Source organism: Variovorax sp. GW821-FHT10D07, assembly GCF_059415325.1.
The window spans coordinates 635,924-658,951 of the sequence record NZ_JBWKMZ010000002.1 but is presented as its reverse complement, the minus strand read 5'-3'; the positions used below and the strand labels follow the sequence as shown (position 1 = coordinate 658,951).

21 protein-coding genes and 1 pseudogene are annotated in these 23,028 nt (G+C 70.9%); 13 read left to right on the top strand and 9 right to left on the bottom strand.

Features of this window, described 5'->3' with window-relative positions; translation table 11 throughout:
• Nucleotides 1–10: 10 nt before the first annotated feature.
• The 3 genes from AC07PU_RS08430 to AC07PU_RS08420 are packed head-to-tail and all read right to left on the bottom strand — an operon-like array spanning nt 11 to nt 3,938.
• Nucleotides 11–1,141, bottom strand: a complete 1,131-nt coding sequence (locus AC07PU_RS08430) for an ABC transporter permease (RefSeq protein WP_093343097.1) — start codon at nt 1,139–1,141, stop codon at nt 11–13.
• Entirely contained in the window at nt 1,138–2,925 is a 1,788-nt protein-coding gene (locus AC07PU_RS08425; protein ID WP_495316686.1) for an ATP-binding cassette domain-containing protein, read from the bottom strand. Before AC07PU_RS08425 ends, AC07PU_RS08430 begins: the two co-directional genes overlap by 4 nt.
• A complete protein-coding gene (locus AC07PU_RS08420; protein WP_495316684.1) occupies nt 2,922–3,938 on the bottom strand; it encodes an HlyD family secretion protein in 1,017 nt (338 codons plus the stop codon). Before AC07PU_RS08420 ends, AC07PU_RS08425 begins: the two co-directional genes overlap by 4 nt.
• A 93-nt stretch (nt 3,939–4,031) precedes the next feature.
• On the opposite strand from AC07PU_RS08420, the gene AC07PU_RS08415 reads away from it, so the two are divergent.
• Entirely contained in the window at nt 4,032–4,778 is a 747-nt protein-coding gene (locus AC07PU_RS08415) for a TetR/AcrR family transcriptional regulator (RefSeq protein WP_495316682.1), read from the top strand.
• Here the strand turns inward: AC07PU_RS08415 and AC07PU_RS08410 are convergent.
• The 3 genes from AC07PU_RS08410 to AC07PU_RS08400 are packed head-to-tail and all read right to left on the bottom strand — an operon-like array spanning nt 4,756 to nt 7,996.
• Entirely contained in the window at nt 4,756–6,135 is a 1,380-nt protein-coding gene (locus tag AC07PU_RS08410; RefSeq protein ID WP_431512220.1) for a phospholipase D-like domain-containing protein, read from the bottom strand. The two genes, AC07PU_RS08415 and AC07PU_RS08410, sit on opposite strands and share 23 nt — an antisense overlap.
• Before the next feature lie 46 nt (nt 6,136–6,181).
• Nucleotides 6,182–6,847: a glutathione S-transferase family protein gene (locus AC07PU_RS08405; protein WP_495316680.1), complete on the bottom strand. Its 666-nt coding sequence runs from the start codon at nt 6,845–6,847 to the stop codon at nt 6,182–6,184.
• A gap of 27 nt (nt 6,848–6,874) precedes the next feature.
• Nucleotides 6,875–7,996: a 5-methyltetrahydropteroyltriglutamate--homocysteine S-methyltransferase gene (locus AC07PU_RS08400; protein WP_057595676.1), complete on the bottom strand. Its 1,122-nt coding sequence runs from the start codon at nt 7,994–7,996 to the stop codon at nt 6,875–6,877.
• 155 nt (nt 7,997–8,151) lie between these two features.
• Between AC07PU_RS08400 and AC07PU_RS08395 the strand changes: the two genes are divergently transcribed.
• The 10 genes from AC07PU_RS08395 (at nt 8,152) to AC07PU_RS08350 (ending at nt 18,062) form a co-directional block, all read left to right on the top strand.
• The gene (locus tag AC07PU_RS08395; protein ID WP_495316679.1) at nt 8,152–9,258 is read left to right on the top strand and encodes an aromatic ring-hydroxylating dioxygenase subunit alpha; all 1,107 of its coding nucleotides are present in this window, start codon (nt 8,152–8,154) and stop codon (nt 9,256–9,258) included.
• Complete coding sequence (locus AC07PU_RS08390) at nt 9,255–10,031, top strand: GntR family transcriptional regulator (protein WP_495316677.1); 777 nt, start codon at nt 9,255–9,257, stop codon at nt 10,029–10,031. Before AC07PU_RS08395 ends, AC07PU_RS08390 begins: the two co-directional genes overlap by 4 nt.
• Nucleotides 10,032–10,068: 37 nt before the next feature.
• Nucleotides 10,069–11,058, top strand: a complete 990-nt coding sequence (locus AC07PU_RS08385) for a PDR/VanB family oxidoreductase (protein WP_495316675.1) — start codon at nt 10,069–10,071, stop codon at nt 11,056–11,058.
• A gap of 163 nt (nt 11,059–11,221) precedes the next feature.
• A complete protein-coding gene (locus tag AC07PU_RS08380; protein ID WP_495316673.1) occupies nt 11,222–12,406 on the top strand; it encodes an ABC transporter substrate-binding protein in 1,185 nt (394 codons plus the stop codon).
• Nucleotides 12,407–12,556: 150 nt separating this feature from the next.
• Nucleotides 12,557–13,429 (top strand): branched-chain amino acid ABC transporter permease, encoded by an 873-nt coding sequence (locus AC07PU_RS08375; protein WP_057595671.1) that lies wholly within the window; start codon nt 12,557–12,559, stop codon nt 13,427–13,429.
• Complete coding sequence (locus tag AC07PU_RS08370) at nt 13,429–14,427, top strand: branched-chain amino acid ABC transporter permease (RefSeq protein WP_208509863.1); 999 nt, start codon at nt 13,429–13,431, stop codon at nt 14,425–14,427. Before AC07PU_RS08375 ends, AC07PU_RS08370 begins: the two co-directional genes overlap by 1 nt.
• Entirely contained in the window at nt 14,424–15,194 is a 771-nt protein-coding gene (locus tag AC07PU_RS08365; RefSeq protein WP_431512225.1) for an ABC transporter ATP-binding protein, read from the top strand. The genes AC07PU_RS08370 and AC07PU_RS08365 overlap by 4 nt, the downstream gene beginning before the upstream one ends.
• On the top strand, nt 15,187–15,891 hold the full coding sequence (locus AC07PU_RS08360) for an ABC transporter ATP-binding protein (RefSeq protein ID WP_261213685.1): 705 nt from the start codon (nt 15,187–15,189) through the stop codon (nt 15,889–15,891). Before AC07PU_RS08365 ends, AC07PU_RS08360 begins: the two co-directional genes overlap by 8 nt.
• A 63-nt stretch (nt 15,892–15,954) precedes the next feature.
• The gene (locus AC07PU_RS08355) at nt 15,955–17,652 is read left to right on the top strand and encodes a tannase/feruloyl esterase family alpha/beta hydrolase (RefSeq protein ID WP_495316672.1); all 1,698 of its coding nucleotides are present in this window, start codon (nt 15,955–15,957) and stop codon (nt 17,650–17,652) included.
• 110 nt (nt 17,653–17,762) lie between these two features.
• A complete protein-coding gene (locus AC07PU_RS08350) occupies nt 17,763–18,062 on the top strand; it encodes a putative quinol monooxygenase (protein ID WP_413763975.1) in 300 nt (99 codons plus the stop codon).
• Nucleotides 18,063–18,065: 3 nt separating this feature from the next.
• Here AC07PU_RS08350 and AC07PU_RS08345 read toward each other — a convergent pair whose 3' ends face one another.
• The 3 genes and pseudogenes from AC07PU_RS08345 to AC07PU_RS08335 form a co-directional block, all read right to left on the bottom strand.
• Entirely contained in the window at nt 18,066–18,791 is a 726-nt protein-coding gene (locus AC07PU_RS08345; protein ID WP_495316671.1) for a DsbA family protein, read from the bottom strand.
• Nucleotides 18,785–19,672: pseudogene (locus tag AC07PU_RS08340) on the bottom strand (MBL fold metallo-hydrolase); the annotation flags it as partial. The pseudogene AC07PU_RS08340 and the gene AC07PU_RS08345, both read right to left, overlap by 7 nt.
• 121 nt (nt 19,673–19,793) lie before the next feature.
• Nucleotides 19,794–20,699 carry a LysR family transcriptional regulator gene (locus AC07PU_RS08335; protein WP_395348075.1) on the bottom strand — a complete coding sequence of 302 codons (906 nt, stop codon included), beginning with the start codon at nt 20,697–20,699 and terminating at the stop codon, nt 19,794–19,796.
• A 130-nt stretch (nt 20,700–20,829) separates the two neighbouring features.
• Here AC07PU_RS08335 and AC07PU_RS08330 point away from each other — a divergent pair, with 130 nt between their 5' ends.
• Together AC07PU_RS08330 and AC07PU_RS08325 are read left to right on the top strand one after the other, a co-directional pair.
• Nucleotides 20,830–21,798 carry a hydroxymethylglutaryl-CoA lyase gene (locus AC07PU_RS08330; RefSeq protein WP_495316670.1) on the top strand — a complete coding sequence of 323 codons (969 nt, stop codon included), beginning with the start codon at nt 20,830–20,832 and terminating at the stop codon, nt 21,796–21,798.
• Nucleotides 21,795–22,997 (top strand): CaiB/BaiF CoA transferase family protein, encoded by a 1,203-nt coding sequence (locus tag AC07PU_RS08325; protein ID WP_495316669.1) that lies wholly within the window; start codon nt 21,795–21,797, stop codon nt 22,995–22,997. The genes AC07PU_RS08330 and AC07PU_RS08325 overlap by 4 nt, the downstream gene beginning before the upstream one ends.
• Nucleotides 22,998–23,028 lie beyond the last annotated feature (31 nt).

The window sequence follows — 23,028 nt, the reverse complement described above, 5'->3', positions numbered from 1 at the left end:
GCGGGTCCTTTCAGTCCAGGCGCTTGCGCGTGACCGCGCGCGCCAGCGCCAGCAGGCCCACCGCATAGGCGGCGAGGATGGCGCAGTCGCGCCAGATCAGCGGCCAGACGTCGCCCGCGAGGAACAGCGTCTTGACCAGTTCCATGAAGTAGGTGGCCGGCAGTGCATGCCCGATCACCTGCACCGCCAGCGGCGTGTTGCGCAGGTCGAACAGGAAGCCCGACAGCATCATCGAGGGCAGGAAGGTGGCGATCAGCGCCACCTGGCTGGCGAGGAACTGGTTGCGCGTGACCGAGGAGATCACCAGGCCCAGGCTCACCGCCACGACGAGGTAGAGCATCGAGCTCAGCACCACCACGACCAGCGAGCCGTACATCGGCACCGCGAACAGGAAGCGCGCGGCCAGCAGGCACAGCGCCAGCCCCAGCATGCCGACCGCGAAGTAGGGCACGATCTTCGCCAGCAGGATCTCGACCGGCCGCACCGGCGTGACGAACAGCGCCTCGAGCGTGCCGCGCTCCCATTCGCGCGCCATCACCAGCGCGGTGAGGAAGGCGCCGACCAGCGTCATGATCAGCACGATCAGCCCCGGCACCAGGTACCAGGTGCTGGTGTTGGCGGCGTTGAACCACATGCGCTGCTCGACCGTCACGCTGCCGATGGCGGGCGCGGCGCTGGCGTTGCCGCCGCGGTCGGCCTGGCGCAGCGCCGACTGGCCGATGGCCGCGTTGAGGTACTGCAGCACGATGGTCGCGCGGCCCGCGTCGGCCCCGTGCACGATCACCTGCACGCGCGCCTGGCCGGCCGCGAGCGCGCGCGAGAAGTCCGAGGGCACGCGCACGATGGCGTCGATGCGGCGTTCGCGCATCAACTGCTCGGCCTCGTGCATCGAGGCCAGCGGGATTGGCGCGAGCGTGGGCGAGAGTTGCAGCCCGGCCATCGCCTCCTGCGCGCCGGGCGAGGCGTCCTCGAACACGATCGCCACCGGCGCATGCTTGACGTCGAGCGACATGCCGTAGCCGAAGATCAGGATCAGCACCATCGGCAGCAGGATGCCGATCGCGAGGTTGCTTCGGTCGCGCAGCAGCTGGCGGAACTCCTTGCGCGTGAGCGAGACCAGGCGGGACCAGAAACCGCTCATGCGTGCACCTTCTCCTTCCGTGCCTTCTCGACGATGCCGATGAAGGCCTGCTCCATGTCGATGCGGCGCGCATCGTGCTCGCCGTGTTCGCCGTGTTCGTCTCCCAGCGCCTGCGCGCGCACCTCGCGCGGCGTGCCGATGGCCAGCAGCCGGCCCGCATCCTGGATCACGATGCGGTCGCAGTACTCGGCCTCTTCCATGAAGTGGGTGGTGATCACGACCGTGGTGCCGGCCTCGGCCAGCGCGGTGATGCGGCGCCAGAACTCGCGCCGCGCGAGCGGGTCGGCGCCGCTGGTGGGCTCGTCGAGGAACAGGATCTCGGGCTCGTGCAGCAGGCCGGTGGCCATCGCCAGGCGCTGGCGGTAGCCGCCGGGCAGCTGGCCGCTGGGCGCGTCGATCTCGCGCGCCAGGTCGAACTGGCGCAGCACCGCGTCCATGCGTTCGCGCAGCCGCTGGCCGCGCAGGCCGTAGGCGCCGCCGAAGAATTCGAGGTTCTCGCGCACGCTGAGGTTGCCGTAGAGCGCGAACTTCTGCGAGACGTAGCCGATGCGCCGGCGTGCCTGCGCGCGCGCATGGCGCAGGTCGACCCCGGCCACGCGCAGCTGCCCGCCGCTGGCCGGCAGCAGGCCGCAGAGCATGCGGAAAGTGGTGGTCTTGCCCGCGCCGTTGGGGCCCAGCAGGCCGAAGATCTCGCCGCGGCGCACGCTGAAGCTGGTGCTGGCGACGGCGGTGAAGTCGCCGAAGCGGCGCACCAGGTCCTTGACCTCGATGACGGTGTCGCCGGGCGTGGAGGAGGAGGGCGCCGGCTGCCGCGCGATCGGCTCGGCGGGCTTCGGCGCCGGCTCTTCCTGCGTGCGCAGCAGCGTCATGAAGCCGTCCTCGAGCCGCGGCGCCACGGGCTCGGCGGCCGCGCCATCGAGCAGTGCTTCGATGCCTGCCTCGTCCGCGTTGTCGCGCCGCACGAAGCGCACTTCGCCGCCCTGCGGCACCGCGTCCACGATCTCGGCGCGCGCATCGAGCAGCCGGGCCTGCAGCCGTCGCGGCGGCTCGCCGGCCGGCGGCGCCGCCACGAAGCACAGGCCCTGCGCGCGGTCGCGGATCTCTTCGGGCGCGCCCTGCGCCACGAGCCGTCCCTCGCGCAGCACGAACACGCGCGCGCAGCGCTCGGCCTCGTCGAGGTAGGCGGTGCTCACGATGACCGAGAGCTTCTCGTCGTCCACCAGCTGCTGCACGATCTGCCACAGCTCGCGCCGCGACAGCGGATCGACGCCCACCGTGGGCTCGTCGAGCAGCAGCAGCTCGGGCGAACGCACCAGCGTGCAGGCCAGCCCGAGCTTCTGCTTCATGCCGCCCGAGAGCTTGCCCGCGGGCCGGTCGGTGAAGCGGCCGAGGTCGGTCATCTCCATCAGCCGGCCGTAGCGCGCGCGCCGCTCGGCGCGCGGCACGCCGTGCAGGTCGGCATAGAGGTCGAGGTTCTCCTGCACGCTGAGGTCGTCGTAGAGGCCGAAGCGCTGCGGCATGTAGCTGATGCGGTCCTGCACCGCCTGCGGATCGGCGGCCACGTCGATGCCGAGCACGCGCAGCTCGCCGGCATCGACGCGCAGCAGGCCGGCCATCAGCCGCAGCAGCGTGGTCTTGCCGGCGCCGTCGGGGCCGACCAGCGCGGTCAGCGTGCCGGGCGGCACCTCGAGCGCGATGTCTTCGAGCGCGTGCACGGTCTTCTTCGCGGGCTTGACGACGAAGCGCTTGTGCAGGCCGCGCGCGAGGACGGCGGGCGCGTTCACTTGCCGGCCGTTCCGGAGGACGCGAGCCGCAGCGTGACGGTGGCCGGCATGCCCAGCCGCAGCCGGTCCTCCCTGTCGTCAACCATCACGCGGATCTCGTAGACGAGGCTGCTGCGCAGCTCCTCGGTCTGCACGGTCTTGGGCGTGAACTCCGCCACCGAGGCGATGTAGCCCACCTTGCCCGCGATCGCATGGTCGGGCTGGCTGTCGGTGCTCACGCTGGCCTCCTGCCCGGCCTGGATGCGGCCGAGGTCGGGCTCGGCCACGTAGGCCCGCACCCACTTGGGATCGGTGATCGCGAGCGTGAAGGCGGGGCGCTGCGGCGAGGCCATGTCGCCGGGCTCGAGCAGCCGCGCGCGCACCACGGCGTCGATCGGCGCCTTGAGCTCGGCCTCCTCGAGCTCGTGCTTCATCAGCGCGAGCTCGGCGCGCGCCGCCTCGAGCTGGGCCTGGGCCTGGCCGATGTCTTCCTTGCGCGGCCCGCTCACCACCAACTGCCGCGCCTTGCGCGCGTTGTCGAGCTGGGCCTGCGCGACCTTGCGCCGCGCCTGGGCGCTCTCGAGGTCCTGCTGGCTCACCGCGCGGCCCGCGGTCGACTGGCCGATGGCCTGCAGCCGCGCGAGCTGCTGCGCCGCGAGCTCGGCATCGGCCTGGGCGGCGCTCACCTGGGCCTCGGCCTGCGCGATCTCCTCGGGCCGGCTGCCGGTCTTCAGCCGCAGCAGCGCCTGTTCCTGCACGCCGATGCGCGCCTGCGACTGCGCCACGCGCAGCGCCAGGGTGCGGGTGTCGAGCCGGCCGATGACCTGGCCCGCGCGCACCCGGTCGCCCTCGCGCACCGCGAGCTCGGCCACGCGCTCGCTGCCGCTGAAAGCCAGCGACACCTGGCGCAGGTCGACGTTGCCGTAGAGCACGATGCGGTCGGACGGTGCCGGCGAGCGGCCGAAGTACCAGGCACCGGCGGCCGCGGCGGCCAGCACGACGACGGCGAGGGCGATCAGGGGTTTCTTGGTCATGGCGTTTTTTGGCGAAAGCGGAAGGAGCGTCCGGATCGTATCAAATTCAAATTTGAATTTGAAGTAGGCCGGAAGTTGGGGTAGGCTCGCGCCATGGCCAGCCGCTCCCGTTCTCCTCGTTCGACCGCCTCCTCCGCACCGTCCGCCGTCGAGGCCGAACCGGCCGTGCGCGCGCCGCGCACCGACGGCAACACGACCCGCGCCCACATCCTCGAGACCGCGGGCCGGCTGTTCGCCGAACGCGGCTTCGCGGCCAGCACCAGCAAGGAGATCTGCACCCGCGCCGGCACCAACATGGCGGCGGTCAACTACCACTTCGGCGGCCGCGACGGCCTCTACGAGGCGGTGCTGGTCGAGGCGCACCGCCAGATCGTCAGCGTGGACGAACTGGTGGCGCAGGCGGGCAGCGGCGCCGATCCGCGCCAGCGGCTGCGCGCCTTCCTCGGCCACCTAGTCGAGATGGGCCACCAGCCGCAGGCACCCTGGGGCTTTCGCGTGATGCTGCGCGAGGCGCTGTCGCCGTCGAGCGCGATGCCGGTGCTGATCCAGAAGGCGGTGCTGCCCAAGGCCAAGGTGGTGCGCGGGCTGATCGGCGAGATCATGGGCCTGGCCGACGACCATCCCTCGGTGCAGCGCAGCGTGATGTTCACGGTGCTGCCGTGCATCGTGATGATGGTCGCGCCCAAGGAGCTGGGCCAGCGCGTGCTGCCCGCGGTGCGCGACACCGAGGCGCTGGTCGACGACCTGATGCGCTACGTGCTCGCGGGCCTCGACGCGGTGGCGCGGGAGGCGGGCGGCCAGCAGGCCGCCGCGCCCGTCAAAGCTGGAAGGCGACGGTGAGCAGCAGCCCCTCGGCCACGTCGCGCAGCAGGCCCGGGCGCCGCGCGCGGTAGGCCTCGCCGGCCGAGGCCGTGGTTTCGATCCACTCGGCCAGCCATTCGATCTCGTGCTCGCCGTAGAACACGACATTGGCCTCGTGGTTCAGCAGCAGGCTGCGCAGGTCGAGGTTGATCGAGCCGCACATCGCGAGCTGGTCGTCGACCACCACCGCCTTGGCATGGGCCATGAACGGCAGCATGCGGAAGCTCACGCCGGCGCGCGCCAGGTCGCGCATGGCACGCGCGCGCACGAAGTCGGCCAGCCGGTGGTTCGACTGCGCGGGGATCGCGATCGTGACCTGCACGCCGCGCCGCGCGGCCAGCCGCAGCGCGTCGCGCAGGCCGTCGCCGGGCACGAAGTAGGGCGTGATCGCGAGCAGCCGGTGCTCGGCACGGAAGCAGGCGTCGATCAGCAGCGCATGCGCGGTGTCCTCGGTCTGGTCGGGGCCGCTCGGCAGGAACTGCGCCATCGCGGCACCCGGGCCCTCGGGCACGTCTTCGGCGGTGATCGCGCGCGGCTTGCGGCTGCGCACCGAGGCCCAGTCGTGGTCGAACTGGCGCGCCGCGGCGGCCGCCACGCTGCCGCGCAGGTCGAACGAGAGATCGTGCCAGGCCTCGGGATGGGCGGCGTCGCCGTTGAAGTATTCGCAGGCGAGGTTGCGCCCGCCCGACCAGAGCCAGCCGTCGTCGGCGATGGTGAACTTGCGATGGTTGCGCAGGTTGCGCGGCCCGATGCGGCGCAGGCTGAAGAAGGGCCGGAACACCGCCACCTCGCCGCCGGCCGCGCGCAGCGGGTCGAAGTGGTGGCGCGGCAGCGTGAGCGCGCCGAAGCCGTCGAGCAGCACCCGCACCTTGATGCCCTCGCGCGCGCGCCGCGCGAGCCGCTCGATCACCGAGCGGCCGAGTTCGTCGTTGCCGATGATGAAGGTGCAGACGTCGAGCCGTTCGCGCGCGCCGTCGATCACCTCGAACAGCGCGAGCCGCGCATGCTCGCCGTCGGCATGCAGCCGGATCGCGCTGCGTCCGGGCGGCGCCAGGCCGAAGCTCTCGATCAGGTCGGCCGCCCAGTGGCCGGCCGGCGCCGAACGCGGCGGCCGCGCCGAGCCCGCGGGGCGCAGCTTGCGCTGGCCGAACAGCAGGTACATCGGCAGGATCAGGTAGGGCAGCAGCACCAGGCCCATGACCCACGCGATGGCGGTGGTGGGCGCGCGCTGCTCGCGACGCGCGCGGGTGGTCAGCACGTAGACCAGCAGCGCGAAGGTGACGACGAGGAAATGCTGGGACGGAGAGGGAAGCCAGTCGAACCCGTTTTTCGGCATGGACCGATGATGCCTGAGGCGGCCGCGCGCCGCCGCGCTTGCCCCCTCAGCGCCGAAGGAAGGCCGGCACGCCGCGGCCCTGCGAGGCCAGGAAGTCCATCATCGGATCGACCACCGCGCGCACCGCGGGCCGCTCGCCGACGCGGTCGCGCCAGGCCACGAGCCGCGGCGTCTCGTCAGTCATGCCCGCGCCCTTGCGGTCGGCGAACACATGGGCCATGTAGAAGGCGATGTCGGCATAGCCGTAGTCGCCGGCCAGGAACGCGCGGCCGTCGGCCAGCAGGGTGTCGAGCTGGCCGTAGAAGCGCGCGCAGGCGGCGCAGGCCTCCACCGCGGGCGGGCTCTGCATCGCCTCCTGCAGGCCGAAGAGCTTGACCACCTGCGGGAAGAAGACCTCGTCCGAGCGGTGCTCGAGCTGGCGCGCGCGGGCCCGCGCGGCCGGCTCGGCGGGCCACAGCGCGGGCTGCGGATGCCGGTCCTCGAGGTACTCGAAGATCTGGGTCGAGTCGAACAGCTCGACCGCGTCGTCGATCAGCACCGGCACCTGGCCCTTGGGGTTGATGCGGAGCACCTCGGGATGCTTGGGGCGGTAGTTGTCGTCGCGGTCGAAGGGCACCATCACGAGCTCGAAGGCGATGCGTTTCTCGAGCGCCGCGATCTGCACCTTGGCGCCGAACATGCTGAGGGGGCCGGAGAAGATGTGGGTCGTCATGGCCCCGAGTTCAGCAGAAAGCGCGGCTCAGGTCGATCCCCAGACTTCCTGCGCGGTCTCGACCACCAGCCGCAGCTTGGCGCGCTGCGCCTCCACCGCGATGTTGTTGCCGTGCACCGTGCTCGAGAAGCCGCACTGCGGCGACAGCGCGAGCTGCTCGAGCGGCGCGTACATGGCGGCGTTCTCGATGCGGCGCTTGAGCTCGTCCTTGTCCTCCATCTGGCCGAACTTGGTGGTCACCAGGCCCAGCACCACGGTCTTGCCCTTGGGCAGGAAGCGCAGCGGCTTGAAGTCGCCCGAGCGCGCGTCGTCGTACTCCATGAAGTAGGCGTCGAGGTCCATCTCCTGGAGCAGCGCCTCGGCCACCGGCTCGTAGTTGCCGGCCGCGGCATGGGTGCTCTTGAAGTTGCCGCGGCACAGGTGCATGGCCAGCAGCATGCCCGGCGGCTTCTGCGCCACCACCTTGTTGATGAAGGCGGCGTAGCGGTGCGGCAGCTCGTTCGGATCGTCGCCGCGCTTGCGGGCCGCCTCGCGCATGTGCTCGTCGCAGAGGTAGGCGAGGTTGGTGTCGTCCATCTGCACGTAGGTGCAGCCGGCCGCGGCCAGCGAGCGCAGCTCGTCGCCATAGGCCTGGGCCACGTCGTCGTAGAACGCGGGGTCGAGCTCGGGGTAGGCCTCCTTGCTGATGCCGGCGCGGCCGCCGCGGAAGTGCAGCATGGTCGGCGAGGGGATCGTGACCTTGGGCGTGCGGCCGGCCGAGACCTGGCTCTTGAGGTACTCGAAGTCGGCCAGCTGGATGTTCTTGACGTGGCGCACCTTGTCGATGACGCGCATGGCGGGCGGTGCCAGTTCCTCGCTGCCGTCGGGCTTGCGGATCGTGACCGGGATGTCGGTCTTCACGCCGCCGAGCTGGTCCAGGAAGTCGATGTGGAAGTAGGTGCGGCGGAATTCGCCGTCGGTGATGCTCTTGAGGCCGATGTCTTCCTGGAACTTGACGATCTCGGCGATGGCCTTGTCCTCGACCGTGCGCAGTTGCTCGGGCGTGATCTCGCCCCTGGCCTTCTGCTCGCGCGCTTCGAGCAGGTATTGGGGACGCAGGAAGCTGCCCACGTGGTCGTAGCGGGCGGGCAGGGTGGCGTGCTGTGACATGAGGATGGAACTCCGGCTTGTCTGAACGAAAAGGTGGAACGGAACATCGTATCGCCTTGTGTGACGACGTTGATGTGTACAGTGAGATCGGTGTTTTCCCTTGAATTGGCCGAATCGGCTGGAAATTCTCGTATTTCTGTATACATTGAGTATCCATGGACACGCGATCGCCCCATTTCCCGCTCAACGCCTGGTACGCCGCCGCCTACGACGTGGAGGTGCGGCATGCGCTGCTGCCGCGCACGGTCTGCAACCAGAAGCTGGTGCTGTTCCGCCGCACCGACGGGCAGGTGGCCGCGCTCGAGGACGCCTGCTGGCACCGGCTGCTGCCGCTGTCGATGGGGCGGCTCGAGGGCGACGAGCTGGTCTGCGGCTACCACGGCCTGGTCTACAACAGCCAGGGCCGCTGCACCCACATGCCGAGCCAGGAAACGCTCAATCCTTCCGCCTGCGTGCGCAGCTTCCCGGTGGCCGAGAAGCACCGCTTCATCTGGATCTGGCCCGGCGATCCGGCGCTGGCCGACCCCGCGCTGGTGCCCGACATGCACTGGAACGACGACCCGGCCTGGGCCGGCGACGGCAGGATGATCCGCGTGAACTGCGACTACCGGCTGGTGGTCGACAACCTCATGGACCTGACGCACGAGACGTTCGTGCACGGCTCCTCGATCGGCAACCGCGAGGTGGCCGAGGCGCCCTTCGTCGCCACCCACGGCGACCGCTCGGCCACCGTCACGCGCTGGATGGAGAACATCGAGGCGCCGCCGTTCTGGGGCGGCCAGATCCGCCATGCGCGCGGCTACGCGGGCAAGGTCGACCGCTGGCAGATCATCCGCTTCGAGGCGCCGTGCACCGTCAACATCGACGTCGGCGTGGCCGAGGCCGGCAGCGGTGCGGTGCCGAAGAACGGCAACCCGGGCGACCGCGGCAAGGGCGTCAACGGCTACGTGCTCAACACCATCACGCCCGAGACCGACAAGACCTGCCTCTACTTCTGGGCCTTCGCGCGCAACTACTGCCTGGGCGAGCAGCGCCTCACGCACGAGCTGCGCGAGGGCGTGTCGGGCATCTTCCGCGAGGACGAGCTGGTGCTCGAGGCGCAGCAGAAGGCGATCGACGAGCATCCCGACCACCGCTTCTACAACCTCAACATCGACGCCGGCTCGATGTGGGCGCGGCGGCTGATCGACCGCATGGTCGACAAGGAGCGGCCCGCGCGCGCCGCGATCCCGATCCGCGTCGACCAGCGGCAGGCCGCATGAAGGTCGCCGCCAGCAGCACCGCCGGCGAGCCCGGCGACAGCGGCGCCTCGCAGGCCGTGAAGGCGCAGCTGCGGCTGCGCGAGATGATCCTGGCCGGCGAGCTGCCGGGCGGCGCGCGCATCGCCGAGGTCGCGATCTCCGAGCAGCTCGGCGTGTCGCGCACGCCGGTGCGCACCGCGCTGATGCGGCTCGAGCAGGAAGGCCTGCTCGAGGCCCTGCCCAACGGCGGCTATGCGGTGCGCACTTTTTCCGAACGCGACGTGGCCGATGCGATCGAGCTGCGCGGCACGCTCGAGGGCCTGGTCGCGCGGCTCGCGGCCGAACGCGGCGCGGCGCCCGTGGTGCTGCGCGAGGCGCGCGGCTGCCTGCAGCGCATCGACGAGCTGCTGCGCGAACCCGCGCTCGATGACGCCGCCTTCTCGCGCTACGTGACGCACAACGAGCGCTTCCATGCGCTGCTGTGCGAGATGGCCGGCAGCCCGGTGATCGCGCAGCAGCTCGAGCGCGTGATCAACCTGCCGTTCGCCTCGCCCTCGGGCTTCGTGATCGTGCAGGCCAATTCGCCGGCCGCGCGCGACATGCTGGTGATCGCGCAGGACCAGCACCTGCAGGTGCTCGACGCCATCGAGTCCGGCGAGGGTTCGCGCGCCGAGGCGCTGATGCGCGAGCACAGCCGCATCGCGCGGCGCAACCTGCGCGAGGCGCTGCACGGCGCACCCGCCGAGCAGCAGCGTCCGTTGCCCGGCGTGCAACTGATCCGCCGCCGCGGCTGAGCGGCTTTTCCTTCTTTTTTCCGGTCCTGGTTCCCCGATGAAAAGCGATCTCCAATGGATGCAGGCGCAGGTGGTGGCGCTGCGCGACCTCACGCCCACCGTGCGCGAATTCGAGCTGCGGCCCGAGGCGGGCTCGGCCGGCGGCCACGAGCCCGGTGCCCATCTGCAGGTGCAGGTGACGAGCGCGCAGGGCCAGTTGCAGACGCGCTCGTATTCGCTCGTGGGGCAGGGTGAGCACGGCGGCTGGCGCATCGCCGTCAAGCGGCTCGACGACGGCCGTGGCGGCTCGCTCGCGATGTGGCGGCTGGCCGTGGGCGATCGCCTGCAGGTCAGCGCGCCGCAGAACCACTTCGCGCTCGACCTGTCGGCGCCGGGCTACCTGCTGGTGGCGGGCGGCATCGGCATCACGCCGCTGGTGGGGATGGCGCGGCGGCTGAGCGCCCATGCGCGGCGCAGCGGCGTGCCGCTGGCGATGCACTACGGCGCGCGCCATGCGGGCGAGTTCGCCTACCTCGACGAACTGCGCGCATCGCTGGGCGAGACGGCATTGCAGACCCACGAAGGCGTCGCGGCCATCGACCTCGCGGCCGCCATCGCCGCGCTGCCCGCGGGCGGCCAGCTCTACACCTGCGGCCCGGCACCGATGCTCGAGGCCGTGCAGCGCGCCTGGGCGGCGGCCGGTCGCGCCGCGGCCGACCTGCGCTTCGAGACCTTCGGCAGCAGCGGCCGGCTGGCCGCGCAGGCCTTCACCGTGCGCGTGCCGCGGCACGACCTCGCGATCACGGTGCCGGCCGACTGTTCGCTGCTCGATGCGCTCGACGCGGCCGGCGTGCAGACCCTGTGGGACTGCCGGCGCGGCGAATGCGGGCTGTGCGCGATGGACGTGCTGGCCGTCGACGGCGAGATCGACCACCGCGACGTGTTCCTCAGCGCGCACGAGAAGCAGGCCACCACCCGCATCTGCGCCTGCGTGTCACGCGCGGTGGGTACGCTCACGCTCGATTCCGCGTACCGCGCGGACGCCTGACCGGCACCGATCCACCCCGTTGCGCGATCATCGCGCAGTTCATTTGTCTATCGCGCAACAAAGCGCCGCGCGGGCCCGCGCCTAGGTGAAGGTCCGCGACAAGGAATGTTGCAAAGTGTTGAAAAATAGGCCGATTCCGCTCGTCGCCCCCAAAGGAGAACTCATGCAAAGGCGTCAACTCATCCAGTCCGCGAGCCTCGCCGCGCTCGCGCTTTCCGGCGCGCTGTCCGTGACGGCCGCCCAGGCCCAGGACAACAAGTTCAAGATCGGCCTGATCCTGCCGATGACCGGCCAGTCGGCGTCGACCGGCCGTCAGATCGAGGCCGCCGCGCGCCTGTACATGGCGCAGAACGGCGACACCGTGGCCGGCAAGAAGATCGAGCTGATCGTCAAGGACGACACCGGCCTGCCCGACGTCACCAAGCGCCTGGCGCAGGAGCTGGTGGTGAACGACAAGGTCAACGTGCTCGCGGGCTTCGGCCTGACGCCGCTGGCGCTCGCGGTGGCGCCGATCGCCACCCAGTCGAAGACGCCGCAGGTCGTGATGGCAGCCGCCACCTCGAGCATCACCGAGGCCTCCCCCTACATCGTGCGCAGCGGCTTCACGCTGCCGCAGGTGTCGGTGCCGATGGGCGACTGGGCGCCGAAGAACGGCATCAAGACGGTGGTCACGCTGGTCAGCGACTACGGTCCCGGCAACGACGCCGAGAAGTTCTTCAGCGAGCGCTTCGCGCTCAACGGCGGCAAGGTGATCGACAAGCTGCGCGTGCCGCTGCGCAATCCCGACTTCGCGCCCTTCCTGCAGAAGGTGCGCGACGCCAAGCCCGACGCGCTGTTCGTCTTCGTGCCCTCGGGCGCGGGCGCCGCCGTGATGAAGCAGTTCCTCGAGCGCGGCATGGACAAGGCCGGCATCAAGCTGATCGCCACCGGCGACGTGACCGACGACGACCAGCTCAACGACATGGGCGACGGCGCGCTCGGCGTGGTCACCTCGCACCACTACTCGGCTGCCCATCCCTCGGCCGCCAACAAGAAGTTCGTCGAGGCCTTCGAGAAGGCCAACCCCAAGCTGCGCCCCAACTTCATGGCCGTGGGCGGCTACGACGGCATGCGCGTGATCTACGAGGCGCTCAAGACCAGCAAGGGCCAGGGCGGTGGCGAGGCGCTGCTGGCCGGCATGAAGGGCCAGGTCTTCGAGAGCCCGCGCGGCCAGGTGCTGATCGACGCCCAGACCCGCGACGTGGTGCAGGACGTGTACCTGCGCAAGGTCGAGAAGAAGGACGGGCAGCTCTACAACGTCGAGTTCGACGTCATCAAGGGCGTCAAGGACCCGGGCAAGGCAAAGTAAACACGGGATCGAGCAGCCGGACTCAGAGGACGCGAAGGTTGCGCGAAGGACGCGAAAGAAACTTCATTTGAATTCTTTCGCGTCCTTCGCGTAGTTTTCGCGTCCTTCGCGTCCGGTCAGCCCGCATTCAGCAGCCGCGAACAAGCGCACATGCTCACCATTCTTTTCGACGGCATCGCCTACGGCATGCTGCTGTTCGTGCTCGCCGTGGGGCTGGCCGTGACGCTGGGGCTGATGAACTTCATCAACCTCGCGCACGGCGCCTTCGCGATGGCGGGCGGTTATCTCACCGTGTTCGCGATGCAGAAGTTCGGCGTGCCGTTCATGCTGTGCCTGCCGCTGGCCTTCGTGGTCGTGGCGCTGGCCGGCGCGCTGCTCGAGCGCACGCTCTACCGGCCCATGTACGGCAAGCCGCACCTCGACCAGGTGCTGTTCTCGATCGGGCTGGCCTTCATGGCGGTGGCCGCCATCGACTACTTCGTCGGCTCCTCGCAGCAGAACGTGCAGCTGCCCGAGTGGCTGCGCGGGCGCACCGAGCTCGGCGATGGCGCGCTGATGCTGGGCATGGGCCACTACCGGCTGTTCATCATCGCGGTCTGCGCGGTGCTCACCGTGGTGCTGCAGCTGATCCTCTCGAAGACCCGCTTCGGCAGCCGGCTGCGCGCCGCGGTCGACGACCCGCGCGTGGCCGCGGGCCTGGGCATCAACGTCAACGTGGTGTTCCTGCTGACCTTCGCGGTCGGGTCGGGGCTCGCCGGGCTGGGCGGCGCGCTCGGCGCCGAGATCCTCGGCCTCGATCCGACCTTCCCGCTCAAGTACATGATCTATTTCCTGATCGTGGTCTCGGTCGGCGGCACCTCGTCGATCACCGGTCCGCTCGCGGCCGCGCTGCTGCTGGGCATCGCCGACGTGGCCGGCAAGTACTTCATTCCGAAGATGGGCGCCTTCACCGTCTACCTGCTGATGATCCTGATCCTGATGTGGCGCCCGCAGGGCCTGTTCACGCGCAAGGGAGGCCGCTGATGGGCGCGCCTTCTTCTTCCTCCTCCGACTTCCAGTCGCCGCTGCTGCGCAAGGCGCGCTGGCATCCGGTCGAGTTCGTCGTGTGGGCCGTGGCCTTCGCGCTGCCGCTGATCACGCCCTCGCACTCGCTGCTGGTCAACGAGATCGCCATCGTCGCGCTGTTCGCGATGTCGCTCGACCTGATCCTCGGCTACACCGGCATCGTCTCGCTGGGCCATGCGGCCTTCTTCGGCTTCGGTGCCTATGCCGCGGCGCTGTTCGCCAAGCTGGTGATGCCCGACCCGACCGTGGGCCTGCTGTTCGCCATCGTCGTGTCGGCGCTGCTCGGGCTGGTGGCCAGCGTCACCATCCTGCGTGGCAGCGACCTCACGCGGCTGATGGTCACGCTCGGCACCGCGCTGCTGCTGCTCGAGCTCGCCAACAAGCTCGACTGGCTGACCGGCGGCGCCGACGGCCTGCAGGGCGTGGTGATGGGGCCGGTGCTCGGCCTGTTCGAGTTCGACCTCTACGGCCGCACGGCCGCCTGGTATTCGCTGGCCGTGATGCTGGTGCTGTTCCTCGTCATGCGCCGGCTCGTGCATTCGCCCTTCGGCGCCACGCTCAAGGCGATCCGCGACAACCGGCTGCGCGCCATGGCGATCGGCATCCCGGTGGTGTCGCGGCTCGCGGTGATCTACACCGTGGCGGCCGGCGTGGCCGGCGCCGCGGGCGCGCTGCTCGCGCAGACCACCGGCTTCGCCTCGCTCGACGTGCTGGCCTTCGACCGCTCGGCCGACGTGCTGCTGATGCTGGTGATCGGCGGCGTGGGCTGGCTCTACGGCGGCGTCGCGGGCGCCATCGTCTTCAAGCTGCTGCAGACCTGGCTGTCATCGGTGACGCCGCAGTACTGGATGTTCTGGATCGGCCTGATCCTGGTGTTGCTGGTGCTCGTGGGCCGCGATCGTCTGCTCAAGCCCTGGACCTGGTTCGGTGCCGGCAAGAAGGGCGGTGCGGCATGACCGACACCGTGCTTTCCACCCATGGCCTGGTGATGCGCTTCGGCGGTATCACCGCGACGAACAACGTCTCGATGGAACTTCGGCGCGGCGCGCGCCATGCGCTGATCGGCCCGAACGGCGCCGGCAAGACCACCCTGATCAACCAGCTCACCGGCGTGCTCACGCCCTCCGAGGGCCGCATCACCTTGCTCGGCGAGGACATCACGCGCCTCGCGCCGCACAAGCGCGTGGCGCGCGGGCTGGTGCGCACCTTCCAGATCAACCAGCTGTTCGACTCGATGACGCCGCTCGAGACGCTGGCGCTGGTCGTGTCGCAGCACCAGGGCATCGGCGCGCAATGGTGGCGCCCGCTCGGCGCGACCAAGGCGGTGGCCGAGCGCGCGGGGCAGTTGCTCGAGCAGTTCCACCTGGCCGACGTGGCGCACCAGCAGACGAAGCATCTGGCTTACGGCAAGCGCCGGCTGCTCGAGATCGCGATCGCGCTGGCCTGCGAGCCGCGCGTGCTGCTGCTCGACGAACCCGTGGCCGGCGTGCCCGCGGGCGAGCGCGAGGAACTGCTGCAGACCGTGGCCGCGCTGCCGGCCGACGTGTCGGTGCTGCTGATCGAGCACGACATGGACCTGGTGTTCAGCTTCGCCGACCGCATGACGGTGCTGGTCAACGGCACCCTGCTGACCGAGGGCGATCCCGAGGCCATCGCCAACGACCCGCGGGTCAAGGAGGTCTACCTCGGCCATGGCCAGTCCGCGGAGGCGGCCCATGTCTGAACTGCTGCGCATCGAGAACCTGAGCGCCGGCTACGGCGAGGCCGTGGTGCTGCACGACGTGTCCTTCGCGCTCGGCGAGGGCCGCACGCTCGCGCTGCTGGGCCGCAACGGCACCGGCAAGACCACGCTGATCAACACCCTGGCGGGCGCCACGCGCCAGCATGGCGGCAGCATCGCGCTCGGCGGCCAGGCGCTGCACCGGCTCGCGCCGCACCAGCGCGCGGCGGCCGGCATCGGCTGGGTGCCGCAGGAGCGCAACATCTTCAAGTCGCTCACCGTGCACGAGAACCTCACGGCCGTGGAGCGGCCCGGGCCGTGGAATCCGCGCCGCGTCTACGAGATGTTCCCGCGCCTGGCCGAGCGCAAGACCAACCTCGGCACCCAGCTGTCGGGCGGCGAGCAGCAGATGCTGGCCGTGGGCCGCGCGCTGGTGCTGAACCCGAAGCTGCTGCTGCTCGATGAGCCGCTCGAGGGCCTGGCGCCGATCATCGTGGAGGAGCTGCTGCGCGCCATCCGCCGCATCACGCGCGACGAGGGCCTGGCCGCGATCGTGGTCGAGCAGCATCCGCAGGCGATCCTCGCGATCTCCGACGAGGCCGTGGTGCTCGACCACGGGACCATCGTGCATGCCGACAGCGCGGCCGCGCTGCGCGCGCAGCCGCAGGTGCTCGATCGCTTGCTGGGCGTGGCGCGCTAGGCGGTCGACGCATCGGCCGGAAAGACAAGGAGACAGAAGACCATGACGATCCGGAACACGACGATGCGACGAACCGCCGGCCTGTCGGCCCTGGCGATCGCCGCGGGCCTGCTCGCCGCCTGCGGCACCGGCGGCCCTTCCGCGCCGCAAAGCCTGAGCCTCGGGCCCGACCCCGCCGCGGCCTGCGCGCGCCTCGCGGCACCGGTGCCGCCCGGCGCGATCGGCCTGCCCAGCGGCATGGCGACCATCGACACCGCCACCCTCGTGGCCGCCGCGCCGCTGGCGGTGGCCGAGCGCGGCCCGAGTCCGGCGGCGCGCATCACGCCGGCCACGCCCGCGCATTGCCGGCTGCTCGGGCGCATCGCGCCGCTCGATGCCGCGGCGCCGCCGATCCTGTTCCAGGTCAACCTGCCGCTGGCCTGGAACGGCCGCAGCCTGCAGTACGGCGGCGGCGGGTTCAACGGCGTGCTGATCACCGGCCTGGCGCTGGTGCCGGCGGCCCGCTTCGACCAGCCCACGCCGCTCGCGCAGGGCTACGTGACCTACGGCACAGACTCCGGCCACCAGAACGTGGCCGGCCAGCCGCCGCAGGCCTTCGCGCTCAACGACGAGGCGCTCGAGAACTTCGCGCATGCCTCGTACAAGAAGGTGCGCGACGTGGCCGTGGCACTGATGCAGCGCGCCTACGGACAGGCGCCGCGCAAGCTCTACTTCATGGGCAGCTCGGAGGGCGGGCGCGAGGCGCTGACCATGGCGCAGCGTTATCCGCGCGACTTCGACGGCATCTTCAGCCGCGTGCCCGTCATCAACTGGACCGGGCTGCAGCATGCGGGCACGCGCAACGGCATCGCCACCTTCGGCGAGGGCTGGCTGCGGCCCGCGCAGGTGCAGCGGGTGCACGAGGCCGTGCTCGCGGCCTGCGATGCCGCCGACGGCACGGCCGATCGCATCGTGTCGAACCCGGTGGCCTGCCTGCAGCGCTTCGATCCGGCCAGCCTGCGCTGCGCGGCGGGCACGCGCGGGGACGACTGCCTCAACGACGCGCTGGTGCAGGCGGTGCGCACGCTGCGTTCGCCGTGGCGCTCGCCCGTGCCGCTGGCCAACGGCATCGCGGAGTACCCGGGCTGGGGCATCGGCGGCGAGGCCACGCCGGCCTTCGCCTCGATGGGCGGCTGGAACGCCTGGTGGACCGGCAGCGCCGCGCCGACCGTGCCGCCGCAGCCGAGCAACGGCATCGCGTGGTTCTACGGCAGCGGCGCGCTGCAGTACTTCTATGCCCGCGATCCGTCGCTCGACGTGCGCAACTACCGCGCCGAGGACCATGCGGCGCGCATCGCCACCGTCTCGCGGCTGATGGATTCGACCGACCCCGACCTCGGCGCCTTCAGCGCGCGCGGCGGCAAGCTGCTGATGCTCGAGCACATGGCCGACTATGCGCAGAGCCCGTTCGCGGGCATCCGCTACCACGAGTCGGTGGTCGCGCGCATGGGCCGCGCCGAGGTGGACCGCTTCATGCGGCTGTACACCGCGCCCGGCGTGGACCACGTGGGCAGCGGGGCACCGGCCAACGTCGACATGCTCGGCGTGCTGGTCGACTGGGTCGAGCGCGGCCGAGCGCCCGCCGGCCTGCAATTGCTCGAGCAGGAGCTGCAGCCGCCCTTCAGGACGGTGCGCGCGCGCCCGCTGTGCGAATGGCCGCTGTGGCCGCGCTACGTGGGAGGCGATGTGGCGCAGGCGGCGAGCTTCCAGTGCACGCGCTAGCGCCGGGCCGATCTTCAAGCGGCGCTTGAAAGAGTTTCCGGGCGCGAGGGCTTTTTCATGCGCGGGCCTGCTCGCACACTGCGGGGTCCCTGTCACACCCTCCACGCCCCATGAACACGACCCCCATCATCGGCATCGCCGTTCTGAAAGCCCGGCCCGGTCGGCGCGAATCCCTTCGCGCCGCATTGAGCGCGCTGGTGCCGCCCACGCGCCAGGAGCCCGGCTGCCTCGACTACACGCTGTTCGAACTGCGCGACGAACCCGGCAGCTTCTACATGCGCGAGTCGTTCCGGGACCAGGCCGCGCTGGATGCGCATCTGGCCACGCCGCACTTCAAGGCCTTCGAGCAGCGCTTCGACGAACTGCTCGAGGAGCCGATCCGGCTGGTCTTTCTGGAGCAGGTCGCGTAGCGCTCAGATCGCGCAGCCGTCCGGGCCGCAGGCCGGCGTTGCCGACGAGGTTGACGCCGGCGCCGCGAAGCTCGCGAGCTGCGCTTTCCACGCGTCCGGCCGCCCCAGCCACGGGCCGATGTCGACGCGGCTCGCATTGCCATCGGGCCGCGCGAGCACGAAGGTCGGAAAGCCCTGGCCGCCCACGCGGCGCAGCAGCGCGCGGCTGGCCTCGATGTGTTGCGCGGTCGCTTCGCCCGAGAACCGCGCGAAGGCCGTGGCGAAGGCTTCGCCGTCGAAGCCCAGTTCCACGGCCAGCGCCCGCAGCACTTCGGTATCGGCGATGCGCCGGCCCTCGGCGTAGTGCGCGCGCTGCACGCGATGGGCCATGTCGAGCGCGCCGCCCGCGCGCAGCGACTCGGCCGCGAGGATCGCGGTGGTCGGCGGCTCCGAGTCCATCACGGCCGTGCCGTCGCGCAACAGTCCCTCGAAGTAGGCCTCGCCGAAGGGCTGGCCCGTGAGCTCGGCGATGCGGCGGTCGTGCGGGAGCACGTAGTCGCGCCACTGCGGCGTGATGGCGCGGCGGTTGGCGCCGGTCATCATGCCGCCGCCATGCAGTTCGACCCGCAGGCCCGGCACCTCGCGCGCGGCCTCGACCAGTGGCGCGGCGGCATAGCACCAGCCGCACAGCGGGTCGAAGATGCAGTGCAGGGTGGCGCCTTCGTGGCTGCCCGGGTTCATTGCGGCCATTTCATTTCTCCCTTGATGACCTTCGCGCTGAGTTCCAGCGAGGAGGCGTCTTCCAGCTTGGGGTAGCGCTTCTTCATCGCGGCGATCAGCGCGGCCGAGTCCTTGGCCTTGGCGGCCTCGGTCTCGAAGGCCTGCAGGTAGGCGCGCGTGAAGTTCACCGAAGCGAGCGTGGAGGGCGTCGAGCCGTCGGCGTTCGGCAGGTAGTGGCCGGGCACCACGGTCTTCGGCTTGAGCGCCGCGATGCGGTCGAGCGTGCGGCGCCAGTCGCGGCGCGACTCGGGCGTCTGCGTGTCGGCCACCCAGAGGTGGATGTTGGCCGATACCGGCACGCCGCCGACCACGGTCCTGAGCGAGGGAATCCACGCGACGGTGCGCGCGGGCGTGGGGCCGACGACCTGGATCTTGCGGCCCTCGAGCTCGATCGTGTCGCCCGCGAGCGGCTCGGGCACGACCAGCGACTGCGGCGCGTTGTCCTTGAGGATCGGGCCCCAGTGGGCCAGCTTGCCGTCCTTCGAGGCCTGGATCGCGGCCACGGTCTGCGGCGTGGCGACGATCCTCGCGTCGGGGAAGGCGGCACGGATCACGTCGAGGCCGAAGTAGTAGTCGGGGTCGCTGTGGCTGATGTAGACGGTGGCGAGTCTGCGGCCGCCGGCCTGGATCTTCTTCACCAGCGCCTGGGCGTCGTTGCTCTGGAACTGGGCGTCGATCAGCACGGCCTCCTTCTCGCCCGAGACGATGCTCGAGGAGACGGGGAACAGCGAGGCCGCGCCCGGGTTGTAGACCTCGAGGGTCAGGGGCGCGGCGGAGGCGGCGATGCCGAAGGTGGGAAAGGTCGAGAGGGCGGCGAGCGCGGTGGCGGCGAGGAAGCTGCGGCGGAACATGGCGATTCTTTCTGCGGATGGGGGTGTGACAGGTGAAGCCCGCAGTGTGGATTGCGCCGAACGAAACAAAAACCGGCTCCCGCGTAAAGGATCGTTTCGGAATCCGGACGAATGAGCCGGCTCAGTCGCGCCGCGCCAGCTTCTCGAGGTGCGCCACCAGCAGCTGCGCCGCGGGCGAGAGCGAGGCCTCGTCGCGAAAGCAGATCGCGAAGCGGCGCTTCGCCCACGGGTCGGCCAGCGGCATCAGGCGCAGACCGTAGGCCTCGGTGAAGGGCTGCGCCACCTCGGCCGGCACCACGCTGATCGCGAGGCCGGCGCGCACCACGCGCAACGCGGCGTCGAAGTTCGACACCAGCACGCGGTGCACCAGCGGCTTGCCCGCGGCCGTGGCCTCGCGCGCGAGCAGCAGCTGCACCGCGCTGAGCGCGGGCATGCCGACGAACTCGTGGTCGAGCAGCTGTTCGAAGCGCACCTCGCGCATCCGCGCCACCGGGTGCGAGGGATGCGCCACCACCGCGAGGTGGTCGCTGCGGTAGTCGCGCCGCTGCAGGCCCTCGAGGTCGGCCGCGTCCCAGCACAGGCCGATCGAGGCCACGCCCTCGCGGATGCCGCGCACGATCTCGGGGCTCACGCGCTCTTCCATGTCGACGCGGATGTTGCGGTGCGCCGGGTCCTGCAGGAAATCGGCCACGTCCTCGGCCAGCGACTCGGCCATCACCGAGGCCGAGGCCAGCATGCGCACGTGGCCGCGCATGCCGCCCGCATAGGCCGCCATGTCGCGCTCGATGCGGTTCACGCTGCCGAGCATGGCGCGCGCATGCTCGAGCAGGGTTTCGCCGGCGGCCGTGGGCACGACCCCGCGGCGGCGCCGCACGAACAGCGGCGTGCCCAGCGTGTCCTCGAGCTGGGCCAGCCGCTTGCTGATGGCCGAGCCGACGATGCTGGCCTGGGCGCCGGCGCGCGCGATGCTGCGGGTCTCGCAGACCGAGACGAACAGGCGCAGGGTGGTGAGGTCGAGGTCGCGCATGGCGTCGGCTCCGTGGCTTCGTGGTGTTCCGATTTGGAACGAATCGGCTTCCGAAATATAGCTTCTGCATCGAATCGGAAAGTCTAAGAATGACGCCGATTCCAGACCCACATCCCACGGAGACACCGCCTTGACCGAACCTTCCGCCCCGGCGCGCCCGCACGCCTTCCTGCCGCCGCGCGCCACCGTGCGCGAAGTGGGCCTGCGCGACGGCCTGCAGAGCATCGCCCGCACCCTGCCCACCGCGCACAAGCGCGAGTGGATCCGCGCCGCCCACGCGGCCGGCCAGCGCGAGATCGAGGTCGGCTCCTTCGTGCCCACGCGGCTGCTGCCCCAGCTGGCCGACACGGCCGAGTTGCTGGCCTTCGCGAAGACGCTGCCGGGCCTGTTCGCCTCGGTGCTGGTGCCCAACCTGAAGGGCGCCGAGCGCGCCATCGAGGGCGAGGCCGATCTGCTGGTGGTGCCGCTGTCGGCCAGCCATGCGCACAGCCTCGCCAACCTGCGCAAGACGCCCGACGAGGTGGTGGCCGAGGTCGGCCGCATCCGCGCCGCGCGCGATGCCGCGGGCTCGAGGACGCTGATCGAGGGCGGCGTGGGCACCGCCTTCGGCTGCACGCTGCAGGGCCCCGTGGCGCCCGAGGAGGTGCTGCGGCTGATGCAGGCGCTGCTCGATGCGGGCGCCGACCGCGTGAGCCTGGCCGACACCGTCGGCTATGCCGATCCGGCGATGGTGCGCCGCCTGTTCGAGCGCGCGCGGGCCATCGCGGGCGAGCGGCTGTGGTGCGGCCATTTCCACGACACGCGCGGGCTGGGGCTGGCCAACGTCTATGCGGCGCTCGAGGTCGGCATCGCGCGCTTCGACGCCTGCCTGGCCGGCATCGGCGGCTGCCCGCATGCGCCGGGCGCCAGCGGCAACGTCGACACCGAGGACCTGCTGTTCATGCTGCAGAGCATGGGCGTGGCCACGGGCGTCGACCTGCGGCAGCTGCTCGCGCTGCGCGGGCGCGTGGCGCAATGGCTGGATGGTGAGACCCTGCAGGGCACGCTGTGGCGCGCGGGCTTCCCGAAGACCTTCGCGCAGGAAGAGGTGGCGGCATGAGCGCCCTCGAAGAGAAGCGCCTGCCGCTGGCCGGCATCCGCGTGGTCGAGTTCACCCACATGGTGATGGGTCCGACCTGCGGCATGGTGCTGGCCGACCTCGGCGCCGAGGTCATCAAGGTCGAGCCGATCGAGGGCGACCGCACGCGCCAGCTGCTGGGCGCGGGCGCGGGCTTCTTCCCGATGTTCAACCGCAACAAGAAGAGCATCGCACTCGACCTGCGCCACCCGCAGGGGCTCGAGGCCGCGCTGCGCCTGTGCGCCGGCGCCGACGTGGTGGCGCAGAACTTCAAGCCCGGCACCATGGGGAAGTACGGCCTCGACTACGCCGCGCTGCGCCGGCTCAACCCGCGGCTGGTGTACGTCAACCACACGGGCTTCCTGCCCGGCCCCTACGAGCACCGCACGGCGCTCGACGAGGTGGTGCAGATGATGGGCGGGCTGGCCTACATGACGGGCCGGCCCGGCGACCCGCTGCGCGCGGGCACCAGCGTCAACGACATCATGGGCGGCATGTTCGGCGCCATCGGCGCCATGGCCGCGCTGATGCAGCGCGGCCAGACCGGCGAGGGCCAGGAGGTGCATTCGGCGCTGTTCGAGAACAACGTGTTCCTGGTCGGCCAGCACATGCTGCAGTACGCGATCACGGGCCAGGCCGCGGCGCCGATGCCCGAGCGCATCTCGGCCTGGGCGCTGTACGACGTGTTCACCGTGAAGGACGGCGAGCAGATCTTCCTGGCCGCGGTCAGCGACGCGCAGTGGCAGAGCTTCTGCGATGCCCTGGGCTTCGACGACCTGAAGGCCGACCCGGCGCTGCGCACCAACAACGACCGCGTGCGGCTGCGCCCCACGCTGCTGGCGGACCTGCGCGCGCGGCTGGCTTCGCGCCCGGCGGCCGAGCTGTCGGCGCTCTTCGAGGCGCGCGGCCTGCCGTTCGCGCCGATCGTGCGGCCCGAGGACCTCTACGCCGATCCGCACCTGCTGGCCACCGGCGGCCTGGCCGACATCCGCCTGCCCGACGGCGAGCGCGCGGGCCAGACCGCGCAGACCACGCTGTTCCCGATCACGCTGGGCGGCGAGCGCCTGGGCGTGCGTCTCGATCCGCCGACGCTGGGCCAGCACACGCGCGAGCTGCTGGTCGAGCTCGGCTACGACGAGGCGCAGATGCAGGCGTTGCTCGACGACGCGGCCGTGGCCTAGGCCGGTTTTCTTTCCCCACTACAACGAGAGA